The following is a 17,134-nucleotide window of genomic DNA, read 5'->3' as shown; positions in this document are numbered from 1 at the left end:
ATCAACTGAGCTATTCCCGCATGGTAATATTTTTATTGATTGAACGTTTTCAATCAAAATCAAAGTGGGGAGAGCAGGATTCGAACCTACGAAGACGAAGTCAGCGGAGTTACAGTCCGCCCCAGTTGGCCACTTTGGTATCTCCCCAAAAAAATATTTCAAAAAAAATGAGCGGGAAACGGGACTCAAACCCGCGACCCTCAGCTTGGAAGGCTGATGCTCTATCAACTGAGCTATTCCCGCATGGTAATATTTTTATTGATTGAACGTTTTCAATCAATCTGGAGTGGGGAGAGCAGGATTCGAACCTACGAAGACGAAGTCAGCGGAGTTACAGTCCGCCCCAGTTGGCCACTTTGGTATCTCCCCAAAAGCAATTTGTAAAGAACTTTGTTTCTCGATTGCGGATGCAAATATAGGAGCTTTGGCACAATATACAAGGGGTGCGAGATTATTTTTTTGAAAAAAATGCATTTACTTATGTAAGTGTTTGATTTCCTAAGGAATATTTTTTGAGGCCTATTGATTTTTTTTAGAGGGGACTATTGATGAACTGCGATTCTATAATTTAGAATAAATGCAGGTGTGTTGGTTTTTGTCGATTTGATCCTTGAAAGAGGAAGTCTAGCTCAATTTAAACGTTTGATGAGTTTACATTCTATATTTGGGAAGATGGTATTTCAAATCAGTTTAGAATGGTTTGTATTTATTGATTTGGGTAAAAAAAAACGAAGACCAAAAAGATCTTCGTTTGTATCAGTATATTTTTATTAGTCTATTTCATCATCAACTTAGCATGTGTGATGTATTTTTCAACGTCGCGAGCTTCAGGAGATTTAGAGAAGTCTTTTTCAATAGTTTGATATGCACTTAATGCATTTTGATAATCTCCAATCATTTCGTAAGCAATACCAGCTTTTTGAAGATAGATAGGAGTAGTAAAACTATTCGCATTAAAAGAACTTGCTTCCATATAGCTTGCAGCGGCTTTATCATTATCACCCAATTCCATATAAGCATCTCCAATTGCAGCTTTTGAAAGTGAACTTAGAATAAAGTCATCAGAACTAAATCCTTCTAAAAAGTCGATTGCTTTTTGAAATTCGCCTATTCTTAAATAGGATATTCCAGCGTAATAATATGATAGATTTCCTGCAGCAGTAGAACCAAATTCGTCCGTGATATCTAAAAATCCAGGGTAATTTTCATCTCCATTTAAAGCTAGTTTAAAAGAATCTTGTTCGAAATATCTTTGAGCTTGAAAAAGCTGATCTTGTGCACGTTTTTCAAGTGGAGCTGCATAGTATTTCTGATATGCGAAAACAGCTACTGCAATTAGCACAATTCCTAGAGCTATAGTAGTAAGTTTTTTCTGATTGTTCTCGATATATTGTTCGGTCTTACTTAATACCTCTTCTAAATTTTCAAAATTATCCTCAGATACTTGTTTGTTTTTATTTTTTGACATGCTCAAATAATTAATAGTTTTATTTTTTTCTATCGCAAATGTAATTTTTTTTAACAAATATAAAGCATGTTTATTATAAAAAATGAGACCTTGTTGAGAACAAAAGAATACCTTTTACTGGCAGTTTCGAATTGATTTAATTTCTTAATTTTGCAGCTATACTTAATATTCTCTAAGCATGTATCTGGATAATCTATCTCTTATTAATTATAAAAACATTCTGGATCTGGAGGTTAATTTCTCCCCCAAAATCAATTGTTTTATTGGAAACAATGGTGTTGGCAAGACAAATTTGCTAGATGCAGTTTATTATTTAAGTTTTTGCAAGAGTTATTTTTCTTCTACCGATCAACAGAATATAAATCATGATGCGCAATTCATGGTGTTAGAGGGGAAGTATCACCGATTAGAGATGGAAGAGTTGGTTTATTGTGGTGTGAAAAGAGGACAAAAAAAGAATTTCAAACGAAATAAGAAGGAATACAAAAAATTATCAGAACATATTGGTTTGCTGCCAATTGTTATGGTATCTCCAGCAGATAGCCGTTTGATTACCGATGGCAGCGAGGAACGCAGAAAGTATATGGATAGTGTGATTTCGCAATATGATCGTAAGTATTTGGAAGATTTGATACGTTATAATCGTGTGGTGCAGCAAAGAAATAAATTATTGAAAGATTTTGGAGCAGGCACTAAATTTGACGAAGACACCTTAAGCATTTGGGATGAGCAAATGAAGGTTTTAGGAGCTGCTATTTATGCCAAAAGGAAAGATTACCTCAATAAGTTAATGCCTGTGTTTCAGGAGTATTACGCTATTATTTCTCAAGGAAATGAAAGTGTGAGTTTGGAATATAAATCTCAACTTCATGATCATTCGATGGGTAATTTGCTCGCAAATGCGAGATGGAAAGATCAGGTGATGCAATATACTACAGTTGGAATTCATAAGGATGATCTGGAGTTAAATTTGGGGAATTTTCCTATCAAGAAAATGGGATCGCAAGGTCAAATTAAGACTTATCTTATTGCGTTAAAATTGGCTCAATTCGAATTTATTAAGCAAATAGCCAACTTCAATCCAATTTTATTACTCGATGATATTTTTGATAAATTGGATTCGAGTAGAGTAGAACAGATAGTGAAACTTGTATCAGAGGAACGCTTTGGTCAGATTTTTATTTCAGATACCAATCGGGATCACCTGGACAATATATTATCCGGGAATGCATTGGAGTATCAATTGTTTGTTATCGACAAGGGTGGAATTATAAATTAGTACTATTTAAGAAAACTGGCATGAGAAGGAGTAATACGCAAAAAATAGATGAGTTAATTCTACAGGTTTTAAAAGAATCCAAACTGGATGGTAAGCTTAAGGAGTACGAATTGATAAAATCCTGGGAGAAAGTGATTGGTAAAAATGTTGCAAATGCTACTACTGATATTTATATTCGAAACCGAAAATTGTTTGTGAAGATTCGTTCCTCCATCATCCGAAATGAGTTGCTAATTATTCGGGAAGGATTGATAAAAGCACTCAACAGGGAAGTAAAGGCTCACGTAATTGATGACATTGTATTACGATAAAAAGCGCAGCAGAATGACTGATGCGCTATATATTTTAATTTGTCTATTTAAATAATTTCCATATCGGAAAAATAGAATGCTCCTTCTATTGCAGCATTTTCATTACTATCAGAACCATGAACAGCGTTATTCGACATAGATTCTGCAAACTCTTTTCTAATGGTTCCTTCTGCTGCGTCTGCCGGATTCGTAGCTCCAATTAGTGTTCTAAAATCAGCAACAGCATTTTCTTTTTCAAGTATTGCTGCCACAATCGGACCAGAACTCATAAAATCCGTTAGTTCATTATAGAAAGGACGATTTTTATGAACCTCATAAAATTTCATCGCTTGATCTTTTGTTATTTGGGTATACTTCATGGCTGCAATGCGGAATCCTCCTTTATTTATTTTTGCCAAAATAGCACCGATATATCCATTTGCAACAGCATCTGGTTTAATCATTGTAAAAGTTCTATCGCTTCTCATATATGTGAATAGTTAAATGTTTCGTACACAAATTTAAACATTCTGATAAAGCGTGCAAGCATTCGTTAAACAAATCCAAAAAAGCAAAACTGGTCTAATTTGAGATGATGTAAAACGAGAAATTCATTTATTATTAAGAGAATGGAATGATAATAAATGGTATCCTGAAGTATTGATGTGTTAATTTTATTTCGTCTTATTATGCGCAGGAGGTTTTGTTTCGGGAAATCAATTTATAGTCTTTCACTAATGTTTTAATGATGTGTTGTATCTTTACCTCTTATTTTTTAATCAATCACGAGAAATAGAATGAATGAATTGCGCAATAGGATTGACAAAGATCTAATTCGTGAAGCGAAAGAATTATTGAATAATGCGGTACAAATATCAATTATACCCCATTCCGGTCCCGATGGTGATGCTATTGGATCCTCTTTGGCTTTGTATCAATATTTACAAAAAAAAGGAAGGCAATGTAAGATAATTAGTCCTAGTGCTTATCCTGTTTTCTTAAATTGGTTACCCCGAAATTCGGAGGTAATGGTTTATACAAAAGATAAGAAAGATGCCGATGTGTATTTAAAGGAGTCGAATCTTATTTTTATGGTAGATCACAATTCCTTTAAGAGGTCTGGTGATCTGGAAGGATATTTAGAATCGTGTGATACGAAAAAAATCATGATTGATCATCATCCGGAACCAGAGGCAAAAGTCGATATAATGTTTTCGGATATTACCATGTGTTCTACTTGTGAATTGATGTTTGAATTTATTGAGGCGCTCGGTGACTTGTCTATGATAGATGAAAGTATCGCTGAGTGTATTTACACCGGTATCGTTACTGATACGGGTGGTTTAAGCTATAATTCATCTCAACCAAGAACTTATCAAATTGTTGGTGCTCTCTTGTTCCGTGGTATTGATAAGAGTAAAATTCATTCCAATGTGTATGATAATTTTTCTATCGACAGGATGAAATTACTCGGACATTGTTTGGATCAGGGATTGGAAGTATTGAGTGAATATCAAACAGCTATAATTAAACTCACGAAAGAAGATTTAAAGCGTTTTAATTATAGAGATGGAGATACAGAAGGTTTTGTGAACTATCCTTTATCCATTAGGGATATTCGTGTTGCTGTAATATTTATAGAGAAAGATGATATGGTGAAAATATCATTTCGATCAAAAGGGAATGTACCTATAAATAAGCTTGCCAGAGAATATTTTAACGGAGGTGGGCACATGAATGCTGCAGGAGGCAGAACCAATAAAAAATTGGATGTTGCAATATCAAAGTTTAAAGAAGTGCTACCCGAATTTTATCAATCATTGGAATTATGACCAAGGCAATTTAGAATTCAAAACAACTCTACTGGTATGATATTTGTTTTGAAATGGAATAGAAAGTCAAGTTTTAGGGTTAAGATTTGATAGAATAATTAAGAAATAATCCCGGTTTGAGATGATTGGGATTATAACCTGAATTTTTAACTATGATGTTCGCAGCGCAGATTTTTTTATCTGCGCTGTTTTTTATTTCTCACGATATAAAAGAAAGATGGTTGGTTTCTTATGCATATCAATATCTTGATTTTTCCAGGCTTTTACAGGTAAGGTTTTAATAAATTCGCTTTCCATGGTGATATCCATTGCCACACATATTTTGGTTGCACTATTACAGTTCTGTATTAAATCTTCTAATAGCTTATTGTTACGATAAGGAGCTTCAATAAAAATCTGCGTTTGATTTTCGTTCAAGGATCTGGATTCTAATTGTTTAATTTTTTTGATTCGCTCCTCTGATTTGATGGGCAGGTATCCGTTAAAAGCAAAATTCTGACCATTAAATCCGGAAGCCATAAGAGATAATAGAATGGAGGATGGTCCAACTAATGGAACGACTTCAATATTCTTTTCATGGGCAAGTTTTACCACATCTGCTCCTGGATCTGCAACACCAGGACACCCAGCTTCAGAAATTACACCAATATTATTTTCCGAAATAGCATGTAAGTATCCTGATATTTCATTCGGAGAACTGTGTTTATTTAACTCATAAAAACTAAGTTCGTCGATATTGATTTTGGTATCTACCTTTTTCAGATATCGCCTTGCGGTTCTAATATTTTCCACAATAAAATGCTTAAGACCAGGAATTAAATCCTGAACTTCTTTCGGAATAACCTGATCAATTGGAGTATCTCCCAGAGTGGTTGGTATTAAATAAAGTTTACCCTTCATACTTGTCTATTTTCGGCAAATGTACAAAAATACTGCTTTATTTGATGGCTTTAATAAGCTTAGTGATGATCAGGATTAATCTAACAGTTTTGTTATTTGTAATCATTCTTAATAATTTTGATTTACTTTATTTTTATTTCATCTTTGCACTTTATCTATGGTGTAAGATTGCAAAATGAAACAAATAGCAGCTAAAATAATATTAAATCGAAACTTCATCTTGGTGCTTGCCGTTGTGCTTGGCTTGTGGTTAGGAGATTGGGCGAACGAGTTAAAAGATTATACTTTTTATATTCTGGCAATAGTAATGACTTTCTCTACCACAGGGATTTCAACAAAAGCGATGTTTCCATTAAAAGCGATGATAAAACCAATGCTGATTGGTGCATTTCTTAATTTTATTGTTTTTGGTGCTGTTGTTATTAGTTTGTCCTATTGGTTGATGCCAACTCCTGAATTATTTCTCGGTTTTGTTGTAATAGCTGCTACTCCTCCCGGATTAGCAGTCATTCCTTTTTCCCACATATTAGATGGTGATCTGAAGTATTCTATCGTCGGTTTATTGGGTGCTTTTATCTCCTCTATATTTCTGGCTCCTCTAATTGTTGGCATTTTTGCCGATATGGATGGAGGGATAGATCCTCTGGTGTTGTTTATGGCGATGGTGAAATTGGTATTAATTCCTTTAATCCTTTCTCGTCTTCTTTTATGGAAGCCAATTAAACCCGTTGTAGAGAAGACACGTGGTAAAATTGTAGATTGGGGATTTGCTTTGTTAATTTTTACTGCTGTAGGGCTGAACAGGCAAGTATTTTTTTCTAATTTTGAAGTACTCTTATTGGTTTCTCTGGTTTTGTTCCTGGGAATATTCGGATTGGGTTGGTTTTATGAGTTTTTTAGTCGGAAAGTTGGCATTTCTGCTCCCATAGCGATGACACAGAATCTACTGGTAACAATAAAAAGTTCTGGATTTGCTGTTGTTACTGCACTTACATTATTTGGGAAAGAAGCTGCAATTCCTTCTGCGGTGATGGCAGTTTTTGTACTATTATACCTACTATACCTATCTATTCGAAAAGAGATTCAGGATGCAAAAAAAGTATCAGGGAAATCAAACAGAGCAAATTAGGAATGAAATTTGATTATGATAAAATTAACTTTTCTTGGTACTGGAACTTCTCAGGGAGTTCCTATTATTGCTTGTAAATGCCCTGTATGTAAATCCACTAATTTTAAGGATAAACGACTTCGAGCTTCTGTATTAATTCATGTTGATGGTCAAAATCTGGTGATTGATAGTGGTCCCGATTTTCGATATCAGATGCTGAGGGCTGGGGTGGAAAATATTTCAGCCATACTATTCACACACGAGCATAAAGATCACACTGCAGGTTTGGATGATATTCGTGCCTTTAATTGGGTAAATAAGGAAGCCGTGAATATTTATGCGGAGAAACGAGTACAGACATCTTTACGAAAAGAATTTTCGTATGTATTTGCAGAATTTAAATATCCGGGAATACCGCAAATGAATTTAATTGATGTTACCAATGAGGCTTTTCATATTAATGGAACAAAAATACAGCCGATTCGTGCAATGCATCTCAAATTACCAGTTTATGGTTATCGAATAGGAGATTTGGTTTACATCACCGATGCGAACTATATTGCTATGGAAGAAAAAGAGAAAATGAAAGGCGCGAAAGTATTAATACTGAATGCCCTTCGGAAAGAAAAGCATATTTCTCATTTTACTCTTTCCGAAGCATTGGAACTGGTGAAAGAGTTGAAACCAGAGAAAGCTTACTTTACTCATATCAGTCATCAGATGGGTTTTCATGATGAAGTGCAAGCGGAATTGCCGGACAATGTTTTTCTGGCTTACGATCAATTGGAAATTGAAATTGATTGACACCAATTTTGTAATAAAGATCGTTCGTAAAGTCTTATTTTTCGGTTTTACCAATAAAAATCAAGCTAATACTTCCCAATATAAAAAAGATAATTCCTGCTATAATTAGGGCGGATGAAATGCTGAAATGATCATTATACCATCCCAGAAATGGGGCGATGACTGCAAAGCAGATTCTGATAATAAAATTGCGAACTGAAAGTACTGTAGCTCTCATTTCCGAAGCGGTAATTCGATTGATGTAATCTTTTAATACGGGAGTCGCAATACCCCGAACAAAGTAAAAGAAAAACAGAAACGCAATTCCTATGAGGGAATGAAACCATCCGGTTAGTATAAATCCAAGTGAAATTCCAACAACAATAAATAAGGAAGTTCTTCTTTTCCCGAGATAGCGTTCTATTTTATAAGCCAAAAGTGCAACTGCACCAACAGTCAGATTTAGCAAGGTCCAGATAACTCCAATAGCACTGACTTCCATATTCAAATCTTTAAGGTAAGGTTGAATAAACCAGGCAAGCGTTAATGTTGCGCTACCAATAACAGAAGAAAGCACAATATTCCATCGTAATTTCACATTGTCCCAAAGTGCGAATTTTACAATAGACAAGATGTGTATAAACCCTGCTTTCGGCTTTGTTGCAAGCGACTTTGGATCTAAGAGTAAAAATGCAGCAGGAATTGCAATAAAAGCAATAAAGGATTGGAAGATAAACGGGGTTCGCAGACTTATCAATGCCAGACTACCACCGGCAATGCCAGCAAGGGCTTCGGCAAAATTCCCAACAGACATTATCCTGCTCTCCTGTTTTAAATACTGGTCTTCTTTATTTATTTTCAGCAGACTGTCGTAAAGCATTGCCGAGTCTGAACCGGAGATAAAGCTACTTCCAATTCCCAAAATCAATTCTGCAGCTAAAAATCCGATAAATTCATAGCTAAAGGAATAGATAATAAATCCCAGACATCCCAGAATAGCCCCCAGAATAAGCGATTTCTTTCTTCCCCACACATCTGCTGCATATCCCGAAGGAATTTCCAATATCACAACAGCAACAGAATAAATGGCTTTTAAAGTAAGCACATCCTGCATATTTAAACCGTTTTCCTGATAAAAAAGTACAATGACAGGCATGGTTAGCATAAACCATTTCGCAATTTTTATCAGGTATAATTTGGGTATATTTCCGGAGTAAGTGCTGCTCATACAAGGGATTTGAGCTGCAAAGATAAATTCTTTGAGGAAATAGAAGAGGACTTTGGCTAGAATAAGTTTACGAATTATTTATAGCGTAGGAATTCAAATTGCCAGAGTGGATTTTATCATTTCAGAATTGCATTAAATTTAGTAGATTGATACGGTAATTCAGTAACTCATAAATATTTGAACTATGGGAATGACATTAATTGAAAAAATTATAGCAAATCACTCTAAGGAGAGTTTTGTGAAACCAGGAGATATTGTTGATATCGATATTGATATTCGTGTAGCAAGAGATTTTGGTGGTGCTAATGTTGTGAAGAATATTCATGATTATCAATTGAAGGTAGCCGATCCGGAAAAAACTTTTTTCACTTTTGATTGTAATCCAACTGGTTCGGATCAAAAATATGCTGTAAACCAGCAGATTTGTCGGTTGTTTGCCCGTGATAATGGTCTCAAAGTTTTTGATATTAATAATGGAATAGGAACACATACGCTTATTGAAAAAGGTTTGGCTTATTCCGGAACTACTGCTGTAACTACCGATTCTCATGCGAATATTCTTGGAGCTATTGGTGCATTTGGTCAGGGAATGGGCGATAAGGATATCGCGGCTGCTTTTCACCATGGGAAAGTATGGTTTAAAGTTCCTAAATCCGTAAAGATTAATTTGAATGGAAAGCGTCCGAAAGGAGTTTTTGCAAAGGATATTGTTTTGGGTTTATTGAATCGTTTTGGAGCAAATTCTTTATTAGGTTGTGCAGTGGAAATTTATGGCGAAGAGGTTGATCGTTTTACATTAGATGAAAGAATTACAATTGCTTCCATGGCTACTGAAATGGGATGCATTATCATCTTATTTACGCCCAACGAGGCAATTATGGAATATAGTGAGTTTCGAAATGGAAAGAAATTAGAAGTGGTGAGAGTAGATGCGGATGCGCATTACGATCAGGTTTATGAATTAAATCTGGAGAGTTTTGTTGCCAGAGTGTCCTTGCCAGGAGAACCACACAATACGGTTCCAGTGTCAGAAGCTAAAGGAACTCCAATCGATTCTGCTTTTATTGGTAGTTGCACTAACGGACGAATGGAAGATTTTCGTATTGCAGCAAGTATTTTGAAGGGCAGAAAAATTGCTCCTGAAGTTGTTTTTAAAATTGTTCCGGCAACCGATGAAATATGGAAGACTTGTTTAAAGGAAGGGCTCATTCATATCTTTAAAGAAGCAGGTGCCATGGTGTCTAATGCCGGATGTGCCGGATGTGCAGCCGGTCAGGTTGGACAGAATGGCGAAGGGGAAGTAACCATTAGTACCGGAAATCGCAATTTCCCTGGTAAGCAGGGGAAAGGAGATGTTTATTTGGCATCCCCTGCAACTGTTGTTGCTTCTGCTATTGCAGGTTGTATCGTTCCCTACGATCAGATTCCGAAAACTCCATGTATTCATGATATAACGTCTGAAAAAATTGTGGAACCGGCCTTGCATCATTCTATATTTGATGCTAATAAGCCAAAATCGGTGGAAGGCCGCGTTTGGTATATTCCCATGGATAATATCGATACGGATATGATTTATCACAACCGCTATCTCACCATTACACAAATGGAGGAGATGGGACAATATACCTTCGATAATCTAAAAGGTTACGAAGATTTTGCAAGCAAAGTACAAGTTGGAGATATCGTAGTAGTTCACAAAAATTTTGGAAGCGGAAGTTCTCGTCAACAGGCAGTAGATTGTTTCAAATCTTTGGGCGTACAAGCAATTGTCGCAGAATCTTATGGTGCCATTTATGAGCGAAATGCTATTAATGCTGCTTTTCCTATTGTTACCTGTACTGATATTTTAGAATTAAAGCTTGCTGATGGAGATAAAATAAGTGTAGATTTTGAAACCGGAGAACTGGTGAATCTCACTAAAGATATTTCCGTACAAGGCGAAGGATTCTCCGAAGTACAGCTGGAAATTTATCAGAATGGCGGATTATTTTAACTTTTTACCATATTATTATCATGCAAAATCTAACTTTCGTTGAAAAAATATTTTGGGCTAAATGTGGAAGCATCGTATTCAAAAAGCCACATATCGTATTAACCCACGACAATACCGCCAGTATTCGCAAGACTTTCGAAAAGATGGGTGGGGAGAAGATAAATGATCCCAAGCAGCTATTAGTGGTTTTAGACCATAATGCACCGCCAACCAATGCCAAACTGGCAACCGACTATCAGGCAATAAGAGATTTGGTGAAAGAACAGGACATCCCTAATTTTTATGATGCCGGTAGTGGAATCTGTCATCAAATTATGTCCTATCATGCCAAACCAGGGATGATAATTGTTGGTAGTGATAGTCATACTTGCACCGCCGGTGCCTTTAATGCCATGGCAGCAGGAATCGACAGAACCGAGGCTGCTGGATTGTGGAAACGTGGGGAAACCTGGTTTCGTGTACCGGAATCAATCAAAATTACTTTGAGGGGAAAGTTCCCAAAAGGAGTTTATGCCAAAGATCTTTCCCTATGGATTATTGGAATGCTCGGATCAGCCGGAGCCAATTATATGTCTATTGAATATCATGGATCTGGTGTGAAAAATTTATCGATAGCCGAGAGAATGACACTTGCAAATCTTGCTTCGGAAATGGGTGCGAAGAATGCTGTATTTCCTCCCGATGAGGTTTTGTCGGATTTTTATGGAGAGAAAGTAAAAGGTGTTTGGGCTGATGAGGATGCCACTTATTTCAGGGAATTGGAAATTAATCTGAATGACTTGTATCCATTGGCTGCTGCTCCTCATCATGTGGATAATGTGAAAGCCGTTAGCGAATTGAAAGGCACAAAGCTTCATCAGGGATTGATAGGAACCTGTACCAATGGACGAATAGAAGACTTGCGAATAGCAGCTAAAATTCTGAAGGGAAAGCACGTTGCATCTGGTTTTCAACTCTTGGTAGCACCTGCTTCTAAGGAGATTTATCTACAAGCTATTGAGGAGGGAATTATTTCCAACTTGATAAAAGCCGGAGCGAATATTCTTGGTGCATCCTGTGGACCATGTTTGGGAACCGGACAAGGAATCCCAGCGGATGGATTCTCCGTGATTTCTACTGCAAACCGGAATTTTTTAGGTCGTATGGGAAATAAAAATGCTGAGATTTATTTGGCTTCTCCCGCTACAGTAGCACATTCTGCACTTACAGGTGAGATTACAGATTCAAGAGAAGAGAACTCCGCAGCAGAAACCTATCCTTATAAAAAACAACAAAGTCCAACCATTTTTATTAAAGCTGGGGAAGATCGGAAAACTGGTGGTATTTGGGATTATTCGGATGTGGATCATTTAAATACAGATCAAATGTTTGCCGGAAATCTCACTTATAATGTGCTTAGCTCTGATGCAGCTGCTATCTTGCCATATCTTTTTAAAGGCTTTGATGATAGTTTTTCTGATCGTTTACAGCGAGGTGATATTCTGCTTGGCGGTGAGAATTTTGGCTGTGGTAGTTCTCGCGAACATCCAGCTGTTGGACTTGCCTTTGCAGGGGTACAAGCCGTAATCGTAAAATCAGTGAATAGGATCTTTTATCGTTCTGCTATTAATCAGGGCTTATTTTTAATTGTAGATCGTGAAATGGTTGAAAATTATCATAAAGGAGATGTGATAAGTGTTGATTTTCAAGAAGGGAGCATACAAATAGGAGACAGACAGTTTCCGATCCCACCAATGCCTGATAAATTAAGGCAAATCATAAGCCACAAAGGTCTGGTAAATTGGATACGCTCTGAATCCTAATCTATTACTAGATGTCGTGCTATTTAAAGTGAAAAAAATCATAAAAACATTTGTTTAGGAATGCAATAAATACCTATATTTGCATCGCCTTTTAAGGAATGGTCCAGTAGCTCAGTTGGATTAGAGCAATAGCCTTCTAAGCTATGGGTCCCAGGTTCGAATCCTGGCTGGATCACACCATTTTTTTAAGGCAAAAACAGTACAAAGTAGGTAATGGTCCAGTAGCTCAGTTGGATTAGAGCAATAGCCTTCTAAGCTATGGGTCCCAGGTTCGAATCCTGGCTGGATCACGAAAAAGGATAGTATTTTTACTATCCTTTTTTTGTGCTTAATAATTCCAAATTATCATCATGATTTTATAACTTTTGGCCGATTTTTAATTTATTAATTTGTGTTGTATTTACAATAGTGTGCGATTTTGAAATTAGGATAGAATATGAAAATTGTCAATTTGATTTACTTTTCCCCAACCGGGACGAGTAAAAAAATAGTAAAAACCATTGGACAGGGATTAGGTGCCCAACAAATAAACGAATTTGATATAACTCCTGCAGGTTTTACTATTTCTGTGAATTCAAAAATTGAGAATGAGCTTACGATTATAGGAATTCCTGTATATTCCGGGCGTGTGCCGGAACAAGCTTTGGAACAATTGAGGAAATTTGAAGTTAAAAGTGCACCTGTTGTATTGGTAGCTGTTTATGGAAACAGAGCTTTCGACGATGCTTTAATTGAATTAAAAGATGTTGCTACAGAAATTGGTTTTACTCCTTTTGCAGCAGCTTCTTTTATTGGAGAACATTCCTATTCAACTGAAAATAAACCGATAGCTAAAAATCGACCGGATGAGGATGATTTGTTAAAAGCAAAACAATTTGCAGAGAATCTATTGGTGAAAATACAAGATGGGGAAATAAATGGATTTGAAATTTGTAATGTACCCGGTGATGTTCCTTACAAGAAAAGAGGACAAATGCCGGATATTGCTCCAACTACTAAGGAGGAACTTTGTGACTTGTGTGGTATTTGTGCAGATGTGTGTCCGGTAGATGTTATTGATGTGACCGATAAGGTGGTTACTAATTCAGAAGCTTGTATTCGCTGTTGTGCTTGTGTAAAAGCCTGTCCTACCTTTGCTCGTATTTTCGAACATCCGGTAATCGTAGATATTACAAACCGACTTGTGAGTAATTGTAAAGAGCGAAAAGAACCTGAATTTTTTATCTAAAAGATATAAGCGAAAGAATTGAAAGGATAGCAGTTTTGTTATCCTTTCTATTTATACGCTTGACTCTAAAAGCTCTTTTTATTAAATAGTTCTGTGTGCTTCTTGCCCCCCGTTTTTATAGCACTCTAAATCGTACACACTTTGTACGATACCGAACGGAAAAAATAATCCTCAAGAATATTTCTAGTTGATTTTGTGTATGATACGATTTTTGGCACTAAGTATGAAGATGAGTGGTGAAGTATTGAATTGAGAAATGACTTTAACCAATTAACTACAGGATGTAATGGCTTGGTCTGATATGTGAATTATGGGGATTTGCAAGGACAATGTGTAACCATTAAATCTTAAATGTAGTCTTATTATTAACCACTAACATTGTAAAAAAAGAATTATGAGAGAAGGAATATTAATTGTCATTCTGTTTTTGAGCAGTATTACAAGTTTTGCGCAAGCGGATAAGGGTGAGGGGAATAAAAATGGATCATTAACCGGTATTATTATTGATGCCAAGACCAATCAGCCATTGCCATATGTAAATGTGGTAATAAGAGATGTTACTCAAAAAATAATTACTGGTGGAATTACTGATGATAACGGTAAGTTTCATATTAAGAAAATTGCTCATGGAAAGTATACTGTTGAGATTCAATACATGGGATACAAGCCATTTGTGAGAGAACTTGATTTTTCATCTAAGATATCGGCTCATAAATTGGGAATAGTTCAACTTGAAGAAGATACTAAAGCACTTGGTGAAGTTACGGTAAGAGCCGAACTATCTACCGTAACTCAGAAAATTGACAGGAAAGTTGTTAATGTAGGAAAAGATCTAACTGCTGCCGGTGCCACTGCTTCGGAGGTGTTAAATAATGTGCAATCCGTTAGTGTCGATAGCCAAACCGGAACTGTGAGTTTGAGAGGAAACGAGAACGTAAGGATTTTGGTAGATGGCAAGCCTACTAATATTAGTGCAGCTCAGTTGTTGCAACAGATTCCTTCTACTTCAATTAAAAGTATTGAGTTAATCACCAATCCATCTGCCAAGTATAATCCTGAAGGAATGAGTGGGATTATAAATATCGTATTGAATAAGAATGCAAATATTGGCTTTAATGGAAATGTAAATATGGGAGTAACACGCGGAGTGAACACACGCTCTAATGGTTCAATAGATTTAAATTATAAAACCGGAGAAGTGAACTTTTTCCTAAACTTTGGTGCGAATGGAGGAAAAAGAAATAACTATGGTGATGTATTAAGAAGCGCTGTGGATGAAAATGGACAAGTAATTCTGCCTGATGATATCTTACAGGATTTTGAGTTCAACAGTGATAATAATTCTCAGTTATTAAAAGTTGGAGCTGATATCTATTTGAATAAAAAGAATACCCTTTCTTTTTACACCACACAGAATTTTCACGATGGTTTAATGAATGGTACAACAAAAATATACAGAGGTGATGTGCTGGATAATGAAAGCCTTTTTAGATCGGAAACAGATAATACCACAGGAACCTATAATATGGATTATAAAATCGATTTTGAGAAAGAGGGACATAGCTTGGAGTTTGAAGCCACATATAGCGAGAGTGATTCTCCTGAGGATGCAACAAACACCGAATTATTAAATCCGATTGATTTAACATCTAATTATTCAGATGATATTAAAAATGATTACACCAATAGTCTTTTCAATGTAGATTATACAAATCCTCTTTCGGAAAACACGAAACTGGAATTAGGATTGGAACTTAGAATAAACAATACGGATAATTCTAAAAAGACCAATCAACACGATTTTGTATACGATGATATGGGAAATAGAATTCCTAATGGGGATTGGTATGAAACCGTGCTAAAACCCAATTCAGCATTTACCTATGACAGAAATATCTATTCGGGATATGTCAATTTAAATCAAAAAATAGATAACTTTTCGATGCAATTGGGTGCTCGAATTGAGCAATATGAGGTAGATGGCGAGTTTATGAAAGGCGATGAGAATGCGAAATATTCCGATAGCCGTTTTACAGTTTATCCTTCCGTATTCTTCACTTACAATCCTAGCGATAAGAATCAACTTCAATTGAGTTACTCTCGTAGAGTGGATAGACCATCGATAAGACAAGTAAATCCAATTAGAGAGTGGAGTACGCCTTTGATTAGTTCTTTTGGAAATCCTGAACTGAATCCTCAATTCACCAATTCATTTGAGTTTAATTATACAAAAGGATTAGAGAAAGGATCAGCTACCGTTGGTGTATTCTACCGAAGAGTGAATGATAATATTTCGAGAGTGTTGAACAAAGATCCATTGGATGTGGAAAAGGTTGAATTGTCGTATTACAATACCGATAGCAACGATCGTTATGGTCTTGAATTATCAGCTAATTATAGATTCTTTAAGTGGTGGTCGATGAATGCCAGTTCCGATTTATATATTCAAAAAGAAACTGGAGTTTCAAATGGTGAGAATCTTGAAATAACCAACAGTTCTTTTAATGTTAGAGCCTCAAATAGTTTTACAGTAAACAAAAAGTTGAGATTTCAGTTGTTTGCCATGTATCGTGGAGGAGGAAAAGACTTGCAATTTAAGGTCGATCCAATGTGGATGATCAATACCGGAGCGAGTTACAGGGTTTTAAAAGGAAAAGGAACCTTTACCTTTAGAGTAAACGATATTTTTAAAGGAATGAAGTTTAAGTTTGATTCAAAAGTACCATACAATCAAACGGGTGAATTCCATTGGGAAAGCAGAACCGCTTACCTGGGCTTTTCGTACCGATTTGGTAGCGGAAAAAACAAAGCCAAAAGAAGAAAGAACAGAGATAAGCATGAAACCCAAGGTGGTGGATTTATGTAAATCCCGGATCAACTACTTACAATCAATTAAATTAAAATCTCCCTATTCAGTTTTGAATAGGAAGATTTTTTGTTCCAAATTTTTAATTCTGTTTTGATTATCGCACATTTTATTTAAAATGAATATTTATTGTTAGAAAAATATTTTTGTTGATAAGATAGGAGTGATTGATAATTACACAATATAGTCTGTGAGTATATATTACTAATTGCGTAAAGAATTTTTTAAAATGATTAAAAAATATTTCATCTGTTGAAAAAATTATGCTGTCAGTTGACAACAGAAATATAAATTCTGTAATTAATTTCAATTAATATTTCAACAAATAGAAAAAATATTAATAAAATGATATAATGT

At 35.7% G+C, this 17,134-nt stretch carries 13 protein-coding genes and 5 tRNA genes; 11 read left to right on the top strand and 7 right to left on the bottom strand.

Going from position 1 to position 17,134, the window contains the following annotated elements:
* Positions 1-65: 65 nt before the first annotated feature.
* The 4 genes from DLK05_RS09365 to DLK05_RS09350 form a co-directional block, all read right to left on the bottom strand.
* Positions 66-147, bottom strand: a tRNA-Tyr gene (locus DLK05_RS09365).
* A gap of 23 nt (positions 148-170) precedes the next feature.
* Positions 171-243 (bottom strand) — tRNA-Gly (locus DLK05_RS09360).
* Between the two features lie 44 nt (positions 244-287).
* Positions 288-369: transfer RNA gene (locus tag DLK05_RS09355), tRNA-Tyr, on the bottom strand.
* A 406-nt stretch (positions 370-775) separates the two neighbouring features.
* The gene (locus DLK05_RS09350; RefSeq protein WP_127343735.1) at positions 776-1,468 is read right to left on the bottom strand and encodes a tetratricopeptide repeat protein; all 693 of its coding nucleotides are present in this window, start codon (positions 1,466-1,468) and stop codon (positions 776-778) included.
* A gap of 178 nt (positions 1,469-1,646) precedes the next feature.
* On the opposite strand from DLK05_RS09350, the gene recF reads away from it, so the two are divergent.
* A complete protein-coding gene (recF, locus tag DLK05_RS09345; RefSeq protein ID WP_127343734.1) occupies positions 1,647-2,747 on the top strand; it encodes a DNA replication/repair protein RecF in 1,101 nt (366 codons plus the stop codon).
* Between the two features lie 20 nt (positions 2,748-2,767).
* Positions 2,768-3,058 carry a DciA family protein gene (locus DLK05_RS09340; protein ID WP_127343733.1) on the top strand — a complete coding sequence of 97 codons (291 nt, stop codon included), beginning with the start codon at positions 2,768-2,770 and terminating at the stop codon, positions 3,056-3,058.
* Positions 3,059-3,105: 47 nt separating this feature from the next.
* Here the strand turns inward: DLK05_RS09340 and DLK05_RS09335 are convergent, their stop codons facing one another.
* Entirely contained in the window at positions 3,106-3,525 is a 420-nt protein-coding gene (locus DLK05_RS09335; RefSeq protein ID WP_127343732.1) for a nucleoside-diphosphate kinase, read from the bottom strand.
* 309 nt (positions 3,526-3,834) lie between these two features.
* On the opposite strand from DLK05_RS09335, the gene DLK05_RS09330 reads away from it, so the two are divergent.
* A complete protein-coding gene (locus DLK05_RS09330; protein WP_127343731.1) occupies positions 3,835-4,869 on the top strand; it encodes a DHH family phosphoesterase in 1,035 nt (344 codons plus the stop codon).
* 192 nt (positions 4,870-5,061) lie between these two features.
* On the opposite strand, the gene DLK05_RS09325 is transcribed toward DLK05_RS09330, so the two are convergent.
* Positions 5,062-5,769 carry an SAM-dependent methyltransferase gene (locus DLK05_RS09325; protein ID WP_127343730.1) on the bottom strand — a complete coding sequence of 236 codons (708 nt, stop codon included), beginning with the start codon at positions 5,767-5,769 and terminating at the stop codon, positions 5,062-5,064.
* A gap of 175 nt (positions 5,770-5,944) precedes the next feature.
* Here DLK05_RS09325 and DLK05_RS09320 point away from each other — a divergent pair, with 175 nt between their 5' ends.
* Both DLK05_RS09320 and DLK05_RS09315 read left to right on the top strand, forming a co-directional pair.
* The gene (locus tag DLK05_RS09320; protein WP_127343729.1) at positions 5,945-6,898 is read left to right on the top strand and encodes a bile acid:sodium symporter family protein; all 954 of its coding nucleotides are present in this window, start codon (positions 5,945-5,947) and stop codon (positions 6,896-6,898) included.
* Between the two features lie 15 nt (positions 6,899-6,913).
* Positions 6,914-7,681, top strand: a complete 768-nt coding sequence (locus DLK05_RS09315) for an MBL fold metallo-hydrolase (protein WP_235831982.1) — start codon at positions 6,914-6,916, stop codon at positions 7,679-7,681.
* Positions 7,682-7,715: 34 nt separating this feature from the next.
* On the opposite strand, the gene DLK05_RS09310 is transcribed toward DLK05_RS09315, so the two are convergent.
* Positions 7,716-8,888: an MFS transporter gene (locus DLK05_RS09310; RefSeq protein WP_127343728.1), complete on the bottom strand. Its 1,173-nt coding sequence runs from the start codon at positions 8,886-8,888 to the stop codon at positions 7,716-7,718.
* A 184-nt stretch (positions 8,889-9,072) separates the two neighbouring features.
* Between DLK05_RS09310 and DLK05_RS09305 the strand changes: the two genes are divergently transcribed.
* From DLK05_RS09305 to DLK05_RS09280, 6 genes are all read left to right on the top strand, one after another.
* A complete protein-coding gene (locus DLK05_RS09305) occupies positions 9,073-10,881 on the top strand; it encodes an aconitase/3-isopropylmalate dehydratase large subunit family protein (protein ID WP_209319807.1) in 1,809 nt (602 codons plus the stop codon).
* A 20-nt stretch (positions 10,882-10,901) separates the two neighbouring features.
* The gene (locus tag DLK05_RS09300; RefSeq protein WP_127343727.1) at positions 10,902-12,683 is read left to right on the top strand and encodes an aconitase/3-isopropylmalate dehydratase large subunit family protein; all 1,782 of its coding nucleotides are present in this window, start codon (positions 10,902-10,904) and stop codon (positions 12,681-12,683) included.
* Between the two features lie 100 nt (positions 12,684-12,783).
* A tRNA-Arg gene (locus tag DLK05_RS09295) sits at positions 12,784-12,858 on the top strand.
* Positions 12,859-12,898: 40 nt separating this feature from the next.
* Positions 12,899-12,973 (top strand) — tRNA-Arg (locus tag DLK05_RS09290).
* Between the two features lie 146 nt (positions 12,974-13,119).
* Positions 13,120-13,911: an EFR1 family ferrodoxin gene (locus DLK05_RS09285; RefSeq protein ID WP_127343726.1), complete on the top strand. Its 792-nt coding sequence runs from the start codon at positions 13,120-13,122 to the stop codon at positions 13,909-13,911.
* A gap of 394 nt (positions 13,912-14,305) precedes the next feature.
* The gene (locus tag DLK05_RS09280; protein ID WP_127343725.1) at positions 14,306-16,777 is read left to right on the top strand and encodes a TonB-dependent receptor; all 2,472 of its coding nucleotides are present in this window, start codon (positions 14,306-14,308) and stop codon (positions 16,775-16,777) included.
* Positions 16,778-17,134: the final 357 nt, after the last annotated feature.

It is taken from the genome of Ancylomarina longa (genome assembly GCF_003996985.1).
Classification (GTDB): Bacteria; Bacteroidota; Bacteroidia; order Bacteroidales; family Marinifilaceae; genus Ancylomarina_A; species Ancylomarina_A longa.
The sequence above is the reverse complement of the archived record's forward strand: the minus strand, read 5'-3'. Positions and strand labels throughout refer to the sequence as shown.

Bases quoted from the DNA above. Each gene is read 5' to 3' on its own strand.
- DLK05_RS09350 (WP_127343735.1), bottom strand. From the start codon at position 1,468: ATGTCAAAAAATAAAAACAAACAAGTATCTGAGGATAATTTTGAAAAT.
- recF (WP_127343734.1), top strand. From the start codon at position 1,647: ATGTATCTGGATAATCTATCTCTTATTAATTATAAAAACATTCTGGAT.
- DLK05_RS09340 (WP_127343733.1), top strand. From the start codon at position 2,768: ATGAGAAGGAGTAATACGCAAAAAATAGATGAGTTAATTCTACAGGTT.
- DLK05_RS09335 (WP_127343732.1), bottom strand. From the start codon at position 3,525: ATGAGAAGCGATAGAACTTTTACAATGATTAAACCAGATGCTGTTGCA.
- DLK05_RS09330 (WP_127343731.1), top strand. From the start codon at position 3,835: ATGAATGAATTGCGCAATAGGATTGACAAAGATCTAATTCGTGAAGCG.
- DLK05_RS09325 (WP_127343730.1), bottom strand. From the start codon at position 5,769: ATGAAGGGTAAACTTTATTTAATACCAACCACTCTGGGAGATACTCCA.
- DLK05_RS09320 (WP_127343729.1), top strand. From the start codon at position 5,945: ATGAAACAAATAGCAGCTAAAATAATATTAAATCGAAACTTCATCTTG.
- DLK05_RS09315 (WP_235831982.1), top strand. From the start codon at position 6,914: ATGATAAAATTAACTTTTCTTGGTACTGGAACTTCTCAGGGAGTTCCT.
- DLK05_RS09310 (WP_127343728.1), bottom strand. From the start codon at position 8,888: ATGAGCAGCACTTACTCCGGAAATATACCCAAATTATACCTGATAAAA.
- DLK05_RS09305 (WP_209319807.1), top strand. From the start codon at position 9,073: ATGGGAATGACATTAATTGAAAAAATTATAGCAAATCACTCTAAGGAG.
- DLK05_RS09300 (WP_127343727.1), top strand. From the start codon at position 10,902: ATGCAAAATCTAACTTTCGTTGAAAAAATATTTTGGGCTAAATGTGGA.
- DLK05_RS09285 (WP_127343726.1), top strand. From the start codon at position 13,120: ATGAAAATTGTCAATTTGATTTACTTTTCCCCAACCGGGACGAGTAAA.
- DLK05_RS09280 (WP_127343725.1), top strand. From the start codon at position 14,306: ATGAGAGAAGGAATATTAATTGTCATTCTGTTTTTGAGCAGTATTACA.